9 protein-coding genes are annotated in these 9,690 nt (G+C 54.6%); 8 read left to right on the forward strand and 1 reads right to left on the reverse strand.

Annotated features, from left to right (window positions below; translation table 11 throughout):
- Positions 1-7: 7 nt before the first annotated feature.
- The gene (locus tag GTN70_10305) at positions 8-604 is read right to left on the reverse strand and encodes a dephospho-CoA kinase (GenBank protein NIO17363.1); all 597 of its coding nucleotides are present in this window, start codon (positions 602-604) and stop codon (positions 8-10) included.
- A 120-nt stretch (positions 605-724) separates the two neighbouring features.
- Here GTN70_10305 and GTN70_10310 point away from each other — a divergent pair, with 120 nt between their 5' ends.
- The 8 genes from GTN70_10310 to GTN70_10345 all read left to right on the forward strand — a co-directional run.
- A complete protein-coding gene (locus GTN70_10310; protein ID NIO17364.1) occupies positions 725-1,057 on the forward strand; it encodes a sterol-binding protein in 333 nt (110 codons plus the stop codon).
- A 28-nt stretch (positions 1,058-1,085) separates the two neighbouring features.
- Complete coding sequence (locus tag GTN70_10315) at positions 1,086-1,838, forward strand: NAD-dependent protein deacylase (GenBank protein ID NIO17365.1); 753 nt, start codon at positions 1,086-1,088, stop codon at positions 1,836-1,838.
- A 192-nt stretch (positions 1,839-2,030) separates the two neighbouring features.
- On the forward strand, positions 2,031-2,630 hold the full coding sequence (locus GTN70_10320) for a prepilin-type N-terminal cleavage/methylation domain-containing protein (GenBank protein NIO17366.1): 600 nt from the start codon (positions 2,031-2,033) through the stop codon (positions 2,628-2,630).
- On the forward strand, positions 2,608-3,045 hold the full coding sequence (locus tag GTN70_10325; GenBank protein NIO17367.1) for a prepilin-type N-terminal cleavage/methylation domain-containing protein: 438 nt from the start codon (positions 2,608-2,610) through the stop codon (positions 3,043-3,045). The genes GTN70_10320 and GTN70_10325 overlap by 23 nt, the downstream gene beginning before the upstream one ends.
- Entirely contained in the window at positions 3,045-3,923 is an 879-nt protein-coding gene (locus GTN70_10330; protein ID NIO17368.1) for a prepilin-type N-terminal cleavage/methylation domain-containing protein, read from the forward strand. The genes GTN70_10325 and GTN70_10330 overlap by 1 nt, the downstream gene beginning before the upstream one ends.
- A 3-nt stretch (positions 3,924-3,926) precedes the next feature.
- Positions 3,927-4,496: a hypothetical protein gene (locus tag GTN70_10335; GenBank protein ID NIO17369.1), complete on the forward strand. Its 570-nt coding sequence runs from the start codon at positions 3,927-3,929 to the stop codon at positions 4,494-4,496.
- 104 nt (positions 4,497-4,600) lie between these two features.
- Positions 4,601-8,638, forward strand: coding sequence for a hypothetical protein (locus tag GTN70_10340; protein NIO17370.1), 4,038 nt, complete (start codon positions 4,601-4,603; stop codon positions 8,636-8,638).
- A gap of 86 nt (positions 8,639-8,724) precedes the next feature.
- Positions 8,725-9,690, forward strand: a 966-nt coding sequence (locus GTN70_10345; protein NIO17371.1) for a hypothetical protein, incomplete at its 3' end; no start/stop codon positions are given.

Here is a 9,690-nt window from a genome sequence, read left to right on the forward strand (position 1 = left end):
TGGCCATTCAGGTTTTCATGAGGTCATCGATGATCTTCAAAACCTGCCTTCTCGTTTCCTCGATCGAGCCGGAGTTGTCGACGACGAAATCCGCCCTCTTTTCCTTCTCGGCGATGGATAGTTGAGCATCTATTCGGCTCGCGATCTCCTCTTCCGGCAGTCCGTCCCTCTTTTTGAGCCGCTCTGTCTGATCGACCCTGCTTGCCGAAACGGTGATGATGATATCAAAAAGGCTCCCCCGTTCTTTTTCAAAGATCAGGGCCGCCTCGATGACGCAGAAGGGCTTTTTCCCCTCTGCGCATGCACGGACAAATTCGCCCATCCTCTTTTGGATCTCCGGATGCGTGATCTCCTCGAGCAGCTTCATTTTACCGGGGTCCTTGAATACCAGGTCCCCCAGCGCCTGCCGGTTTACGGTGCCGTCTTCTCTGAGAACTGCCTGGCCGAAAACCCTCCTTATCTTTTCGTGTGCATCGGTTCCGGGGAGGTAGACGTCGCGCGTAACCCTGTCGGCATCGAGAACGGGTACGCCCGCTTTCCTGAATATGTCCGCAACAAGTGATTTCCCCGTTCCGATTCCACCTGTGAGCCCGATAATTTTCACCTGTCCCTCCTGTTAGGATTATGCCCAGAGGTCACCACATATTCAAACAATATTATTTGAAGTGACCTTCTCTCTGTGGTAAAAAATAAATGAGTATTCATTCATTTTAAGGAGGCCGCCATGGCTGAAACTACGGTAAAAGAATTTTTCGACTCACTGCCGGAGAGGTTGATGGCCGACCCGGGTAAAATTAGCGGGATGCAGTGCGTGTACCAGTTCAATATAGACGGCGAGGGTGGGGGAAGGTGGTATGTCACGATCGATGATGGCCGGGTAACGGTGAACGAGGGAGGCGCCGAAAACCCCGACTCGGTAATCACGATGGCCGATACCGATTTCCTGGGGCTCATATCGGGCAGCCTCGCTCCCCAGATGGCATTCATGATGGGGAAGCTCAAGGTTGCGGGAAACATGGGCCTTGCCCTCAAGCTCGGAAGCTTCCTGAAAGCGTAATCACAAAAACGGGGCAGAGAAACAGGGCATGAAAGACACCATCTCGACAGCGGCTTCCATGATCGGGAAATCGTCGAATTGCGCCGTGCTCACCGGAGCGGGAATTTCCGTCGAATCCGGTATACCCGCTTTTCGCGGCCATCAGGGGCTCTGGGAGAAATATGACCCTGCCGAGTTTGCCCACATTGCGGCTTTCAGGATGAATCCCGAAAAAGTCTGGAACATGCTCGGGGATATGATGTCTGTCCTTTTCGAAGCAAAGCCCACTCCCGCCCACTTTGCCCTGGCAGAGTTAGAAAAGATGGGTAACGTCAGCCGTGTCATAACCCAGAATATCGACGGGCTTCACCAGATGGCGGGGAGTTGCGAAGTCATAGAATATCACGGAAATGCGAGAAAACTGGCCTGCCTCGATTGCCGGGAAACGTTCTATTCCGAGGAAAAGCTGGGTGAAGGCCTACCACCCCGCTGTACCTGTGGAAGCATCCTGAAACCCGATGTGGTTTTTTTCGGGGAACCGATACCGAAGGAAGCTGCAGCTTCGGCACTGGATCTGGCCAGGGAATCGGACCTTTTCATGGTGGTCGGAACATCCGGAACCGTTGCTCCGGCAAATCAACTCCCCTTTGTCGCATTGGAGAGAGGAGTGCCGGTAATAATCATAAACCCGGAAAGAATTGAGCTTTCTGCATATCCGGGGACACTCTGGATCGAGGGAACGGCTACGGAGGTCCTCCAAAATATCATAGAAACGCTCGCACCCCGAACCAGAGAGGATTAAAATTTTTAATAAAAAAATTAAATAATTTAATTTGCCCTCCTCCTGACCGTTGAGATGCCGAAAGAGGTTCCCTCCTCAACATTTAATATTCATATATATAACAGATAGTTAAAGGGTTCTGCCACGGGTTGTGACCGGGTGGCACAGAACTTGTAACCCTTCTCCATCAAAACGATCTTTTCGAGGGCATAGATGAAAAAAAACAGGGATGGAAAGAGAGGCGAAAGCGGTTTTACCATGATCGAGGTGATGATCGTTACCGTTATCCTGTCAATTGTGGCTTTCATGGCAGTACCCAGTTTCATGGGCACGATCAAGCGGAACAAAGTGAAGCGCGCTGCGGCGGAGATTGCCGACAATATCAACCTGACAAGGTCCCACGGGATAAAGGAAGCGGTAATGGATTACCGCATCGTGTTTGACCCGGGCAATGACCGGTACCTGTGTGGATTCGAAAACGACGCGGATTCTGATCCCGATGGATTCGGTAGCGGCGGGAGCAAAATTGTGGGTCTCTCCACCTACAGCCCCGAGATCACCTTCGGCAGCGACGCACCAAACGGCCCCAACGGCTCGCTAGCCTGCGGGGGTGCAATACCCGCGAGCGGGGTGAGCGGCTGGGGGACCCCGCCGGTTCTTAATTTTAACTCCGACGGGTCGGTACCCAACCTGGGTTGCGTGTTCATCAGGGATCAGTCGGGCAACAATTTTATGGTGAGCGTCGAATCGGTCGTTGGAAAAACAAATTTATGGAGATGGGAGGGAGGAAATGTCTGGTCGAAAGTGTATTAAGAATTCAGCAGGCTTTACGCTCCTTGAGGTTCTCATCGCCCTGGTGATTCTCGTGGTTGGTCTCCTGGGGGCCCTTTTGCTCCAGACCACGGCAATTCAGGGGAACGCCTTTTCAAGAGAACTGCAGACCGGCGTGGTGCTCGCGGAAGACCTCCTGGAGCAGGTCAGAGTTCTCGAATACGATGATCCCCTCATCTCGAGCAACGTAGCCGACAACCCACATGAAAATGTTGAACTGGCCGGTGTGGCAAATCCAATAGACGAGCAGGGCGCAAGCGGGGGCATCTATGTCAGGAGGTGGACGGTTGTCGACACCAAGCCCAACTCCAAAACGATTTCGGCGACGGTGAACTGGGCCATAAAGGGAGAAGCCCATTCGGTGACATTGACCACCGTCAAATCTGGAGATTTATGATGAAAAGAAAATTTAGGCTTACAGAATACCGGGGTTTTACCCTGGTTGAGATGATGGTTTCCCTCGTTATCTCGTCACTGGTGATCGCGTCGGCATTTTTGACCTACAACCTCCACCACAATACCTTTACCACGGAATCGCAGATAACGGACATGCAGTATGCGGGAAGCACCGCCATGGACATCATCACGAAGGACATCAGGGAATCAGGATTCGGTGTGCCCGACAGTCCGAATATCAATGGCCAGACCACCTCATTCGACTTTACCGATGCCGGGGTCGATTCGGGACCGGACAGCTTTATCGTCCTGGGGGGGTTCAGAAAGGTTGGCGAGGTAAACGGTGCCGTAAATCCCGGCGCCACGACGTTCGAGATCACATACGAGCCGGGTGCCCCGACGCTCAATGCGACGACCCGCGGGTATATCACCTTAGATGGCCTCACCTATCTTGATATCACATCGGTCTCGGGAACCACCATTACCGTGAGCGGGTCGACGCCGGTTGATCGCTACTATCCGAGCAAACGGTGCGTGTACCTCATAGAAAATGTTGCATACTTCGTCAACGGTAACATTCTTTACCGGAGCTCGCCAACGTACAACACCGCAAATGACGTGAACGGTGATGGGTACGGCGACCAGCCGATTGCCGATAATGTGGATGACCTCCAGCTTTCCGAAATCGACTCCGACGGCGATGGCGTTACCGACAAGGTGAAGGTTTCTCTCCTCGCCAGAACAGAGCGGGAGGTAATGAACGCCGTTCAGCCAGATGCGGCAAGCGTGGTCCTCGAAAACAACACGACGGGATCAAATGACTTTTTCAGGAGAAGGGTACTTCAAATGGAGGTATCCCTCCGGAATCCGGTGAGGTGAGATATGAGAAACGAGCGAGGAATAGTTCTGGTAACGGTCATGGTCCTTCTCGTCGTCGTGACCTTTATAGGGATGATGTCCATCTCAACCACCACGACGGGGATAAAGATCGGCGGCAACAAGAGCCTCAAGAAACGGAACATGCACGCCGGGGAAGCCGGGATCGAATACTCGGTGCCCCTGATCGGGGAAACGGTGTACGATCGCTCCTTTCCCATAGACTACGATTCCCTCCGGAACGCCTCCGTCGCGGATATTGTGAACGAGATCACCGGCGCACCCGGAGATATCGACCTGGATGATACGATTGACAGCGCAGACCCGACGAGTTCCGTCTTCGCTCCCGATCTCGCCTTTCCCGTCGACAGCACGGTGGTCAACACGGATATCGACTTTCTCTACACCACGACCCTCCAGGGATCTTCGATCGAGTACGCTTCGGGATATCTCGGCGTCGGGAAGGGAGTAAGCAGCGCCGGTGCGATAGTCCACTACAGGATTAACGTGATCGCGCAGGGAGCGCTTGGCTCGACGGCCAGGATAGGGTCAATCTACCGGTATATCATCATGTGATCGGTGTGAGAGATGAAGAAAAGAAAAAAACATGGAAAAAAGCACGGAACCGTCAGATATTCCCATGGAATTTCTTTCGCCCCATGTGAACCAGGAGGTGTTACATGAATATGCATATAAACAGAAGCCGGGCGGGAAAGAATGATAGGAAGTGGAGAAAGCCTCCCTTTATCGCCCTGTTTCTCGTGTCTCTTGCTGTGGCTTCTATCATCATAACCCTGCCGGCCAAATCTCCGGGAGCTCCCTGTGACCCTGCTGATTACGTGAACATTTCCTCTGCAGGATACAATGCCGTTCCCCCCTTTATCACGAAGGGGGGAGGGACACCGAACGTTCTCGTTTTGTTTGCCAATTCGGCTGACCTCTACGAGTTTGCCTACAAAGTGGTCGAAAAATATGACAGAAACGGCGACGGACTGCCGAACGATTGCAACGCCGGCACCTCATTTTGCACCATCGACGCAAGTTTCGATCCGAACACCAGATATTACGGCTATTTCGAAATAGGGGCCATGTACCGCTACGATTCGGGGGGATATTTTGTCGCCGACTTGGCAGGAGGCCTGCCGGGGAATTTCCTGAACTGGCTCACCATGCGAAAGATAGACATCCTGAAGAAAGTGGCCATCGGGGGGAAATACCTAAACAGAGCGCAGAAAAATACGCCCAAGTTGCTCGAAGGCCAGAGCAAACCCAACCATCAGCCGAATAGCACGGCAGAGATAGAGCAGATGGCTCACTGGGACTATTTCAAAACCTACAATGGCGGTTACTACATGCTCGACGGCGACTCAAACAGCGGAATAGTGAAGGTCTGCACCGACAGCACCTGCAGTGACTTCGCCGAAAAGTTCGAAATAAAGATCCTGAACCCCACATCCCCCACAGGAGTCCTCCACACCTTCGTCGACGAATACCTTGACGGAAGTGACGATGCGGTCCGCTTCGGACTCATGACGCTCAACGAGGGGAACAGATTCGAGGGCGGGAAATCGAACGAGTTCGACGGCGGCGACGTGAGAATTCCCGTTTCCCAGTCATCGCGGAACGATTTTTTCTCCGGCCTTGCAAACGCCGACCCGCTCGCCCACAACCCCCTTGGCGAATCGCTGTACCAGGCGGTACGGTACTTTCAAAATGGTCCTAACGCCTATCACAGCGGGAATGCCGGAACAAACGACCCCGTAACGGAAAACCCCTGCGAGAAGAACTTCGTGATCATCCTCACCTCGGGGGAATCGACGAAAGACAAGAACCTTCCCGGGACGAGCTTTTCAGGAGTGAGCCTGGCACCGGTGATGGATGCCGACTTCAACGTGGTGAACTACATGAACGAGATCGACGCCATCGAAGGAGCGCCCCCCGACAACAGGGACAGCGACCTCCTCGAGCCGACCGTCCCGGACCACGACGGGACCTATTACCTCGGAGGTGTCGCGTATTACGCGCACACCAACGATTTAAGGGACGACGTGGACGGATATCAGAATCTCACGATATACACCGTCTACGCCTTCGGGAGTTCGAGCAAGGGGGAGCAGCTTTTGAAGGAAACGTCGAAATACGGGGGCTTCGAGGATGTCGACGGGGACAACCAGCCAGGGTTACCCTCCGAGTGGGATTCGAACGCGGATGGAATCCCCGACACCTACTTTCCCGCCAGCAGCGGGCCAGCGCTCGAAGCCCAGCTGAAAGCCGCGTTGCTGGATATCCTGAAGAGATCCTCCTCCGGGACGGCGGCTTCGATTCTCACCACTTCGGGGAAGGGGGACGCGGTCATTTACCAGGCGCTCTTCTACCCGAACACGACGGCCGACAAGTTCGGGACCGATAGCGTGAGCTGGGTAGGGAACCTCACTTCACTGTTCATCGACAAGAAGGGCAACGTGAGGGAGGATTCGAACGGGAACTGGAGGCTGGATACAACGGGCGCCTGCGGGAGCACCGCAGACCCGGGCGATTGCATAATCAAGATGGATTACGATGTGGTCCAGGGAGCGGTAGCCTACCGGTACGAGGACACCAACGGCAACGGCCTCCCCGATGACAACAGCACTGCAGATGACTTCAAGAGCAAGGGGGGATTCCTTCCCATAGAGAACGTAAAGACGATATGGGACGCCGGCAAACTGCTCCTTGCACGGAACGTAACCTCCAATCCGAGAAAGATCTTCGTCGATTATGCCTATACCGGATACTATGACTTCAACGACACCAATGCGTCCCTGTGGAGGGATTACCTGAGGGCAGCAGACGACACGGAGGCGGCAAAGATAATAAATTATCTCCACGGGGAAGCGGTTTCCGGATTCAGGCCCAGGACGGTGACGTACAAGGGGACGACGGGGGTCTGGAAGCTGGGCGATATCATCAACTCGTCTCCCGTGGCCGTCAGCCGGCCGAAGGAAAACTACGATCTCATTTACGGTGACTCGACCTACAGGAAGTTTTTCGAGAAATACAGGGACAGGAGGGTCATGGTATACGTCGGGGGGAACGACGGCATGCTCCACGCTTTCAACGGGGGATTCTATAACTCGGCGCAGAAGCAGTTCTACAAAAATCTGGACACCTCCTCCGACCCGGCCGTTTACGATAACAGCAGTTCGCTACAGCTCGGCCAGGAGATGTGGGCGTATCTGCCGAAGCAGCTGCTCCCCCACGTGAAATGGCTGACCGAGACGTCTTACAAAGACACGGGACATGTCTACTACGTGGACCTTACGCCGAAGGTGGTCGACGCCAGGATATTCGAGAGCGAATTCAGTGACCCGAGCGGCACCCACCCCTACGGCTGGGGGACGATACTCATCGGCGGCATGAGGTTCGGCGGCAGGCCGATAAATATTTGCAACGGCGGGGTTGAAGAAACGCTTGCCTCGGCTTACTTCGCCCTGGATATCACCGACCCGGAGAGCCCACCGAAGCTTCTTTGGACCTTTGTCCCGAACAACGGCACGCTTACGAACGGATTTCCCGGTGTGGCGAGAGTCCTTGGCCGCGACATCAACGGCGACATAACCGCTTCGGGTGACAAGTGGTACATGATAGTCGGATCCGGGCCGAAGGACTTTGACGCCAATTCCAACATCACCACGTCGACACTTGTCAATGGAGAGCTCTACGTGGTCGAAATGAAATCGGGTGTCCCGGTTCGGACCTTTACGACGTCGGAGGGCATCGTCGATGCGGGAGGATTCTTCGCCGATACGATAACGGTCGATGCAAACGTTTATCTCCGGGGTGACCCCGTGGTCGACGTTGTGTATTCGGGGCAGAGCTATTTTAACAGCGCCTCCTCATCCTACCGGGGGAAGATGTACCGGTTGAACACGAAAAATTCGCCTGACCCATCGCAGTGGGTCCTGTCAACCCTCTTTTCATCGGACGAGCCGATAACTTCGGCGCCGTCGGCAGCACTGGACGGAAAAGGGAACCTGTGGGTGTTTTTCGGGACCGGGAAGTTCATCGGTTCGGCGGACAAAAACTCAACCGACAGCGGCGTGTTTTACGGGATCAAGGACACAGCGCAGCCGTGGCTGTCCCCCCACACCAGCACCGTGGAGATCCTGAAAAACAACCTCTTCAACTCCACCAATACCACAGTAAGCTCAGGGGGGAGCACGGTAACATCCCTCGAGGAATCACTGTCCTACAACAACTGGAGCGGCCTGATGCTCGAGATTGACGCGAGCGACGGGTGGTACATAGACCACGCGTCCATCACCACCGACGACCTCTACAACAGCGACCCTGCCCTGAACCAGCACCTCGGGGAGCGGGTGATATCGAAGCCAACCGTTCTTGGCGGCCTGGTCATCTGGCCCACCTACCAGCCGACGCAGGGCACCAACTCCTGTGTCTTCGAAGGAAACAGCAATATCTACTCTGTTTATTACGAGACGGGTACGGCCTTCAAGCAGTATGTCTTCAGCGATGAGAAGGTATCTCAACCAACGACGGTATCCAGGAGCAAATCCCTGGGTTACGGCATGCCCTCATCCATCGGCGCGATCGTGACTGAGAGCGGAGGTATAAAAGGCTTTTCGCAGCAGTCGACCGGGTCGATTTTGGAGATAGAGGCTATAAGCACGTACAGCCTGAAGCCCGGGCTCGAGGGGTGGAAGGAAGATAATTTGTGATACGAGGCGGAAAAAGGCCCGGAAAATTCCCGCGGAAGTTTCCGGGCCTTCCATGATAGGGAACGATAAAAGGAGGCTTGAACCACATGGGTAGCTTTCCAGGGTCAAAGGCGCTGTCACTCGCGGCTCTATGCGTTCTGTGTGTTGTTTTTGCTGCCTGTTCTGAGAATGTTTCGCAACCGGTAAAAAAAGACCGGGCAGTGCCGCAGGTAGAGGGAAAAACAAAAAGTGCCCCCGTTGCGGGAAGAAAGGACGGGCTGAGTGAGCAAAGAGAGGCCGTCCTGGTTCCTGAAAACCCCACCGTAGGTGATACCCTGAAGGTTGAAATCGCTGGCGGGGGAGGCGAAAATATTCCCCCCTTTACGGTGAGCTGGTATGTGAACGAGGATCTCTTTGAGAGGGGAGGGGATAACCTGGACCTCTCATCCCTGAGGCGGGGCGACTGGGTGTACGCGGAGGTGGAATTTGACGCGCAGGGCTATGAAACCCTCGTAACGGGGGTTACGAGCATTGCCAACTCGCCCCCGAGAATAATCTCGCTCGACACGGAGACGGCGGCTGCCGGCGGGGCGTTCTTCTTACAGGTAAATGCAGCAGCCGTCGACCCCGACGGAGACGCCGTAGCATATGGTTACCGGTTCTTCGTCAACGACGAACCCGTCCATGAGGGCAGCGGGAGAAAGCTCGACATTACGAAGCTGAAAAGAGGGGACAGGGTTTACTGCGCTGTCAGCCCCAGCGATGGGCAGATAAAAGGCGAGGAAAAGACCACCCCGTTGTTCAGGATAGCAAACAGGCCGCCCAGAATCGTTTCAAGACCTCCAGACAACCTGGCAGGCGATATCTATACCTATAAATTGGCCGGCCAGGATCCTGATGGCGACGAACTGAGTTTCGAGCTCGTCGAAGGGCCCGAGGGCATGATCCTCATGGAGGACACGCTGCACTGGGACGTGAGGACTTTTGACGGGAACCTTCCCATCAAGGCGGTGGTGAAAGCGAGCGACGGTTACGGCGGGGATGCAACCCAGGAGTTCAACCTTTCCGTTGCC

Source organism: Deltaproteobacteria bacterium (assembly GCA_011773515.1).
Classification (GTDB): Bacteria; Desulfobacterota; Deferrimicrobia; order J040; family J040; genus WVXK01.